This window comes from Peribacillus sp. SIMBA_075, from assembly GCF_046534585.1.
The window spans coordinates 1-254 of record NZ_JAWRYN010001102.1; the positions used below are offsets into that span (position 1 = coordinate 1).

Here is a 254-nt window from a genome sequence, read left to right on the forward strand (position 1 = left end):
GCAGGAACTCTAAATGGCAAACCAACATTTAAAAGAAGTACGCGATTCCAAATTGCTGATTCGGCGTTCTCATTCGACAACACGCCAGCTTGGCAAGTTGTATCTCCAACGAGTGGAACATTCGTATACGATGGATTACCAGGGGTACCGAAGTTCGATGACTCTAAAAAGTATATTAATGAGCAGATTCCAGATGCAGGACGTATTTTACCGAAGCTTGGCCTGAAGTTTGAAGTAGTAGGACAAGCTGATGA

Annotated in this window: 1 pseudogene; it reads left to right on the forward strand. The window is 43.3% G+C overall.

The features are described from left to right. Positions 1-254 (forward strand): annotated as a pseudogene (locus tag SB775_RS31705) (peptidase M6); the annotation flags it as partial.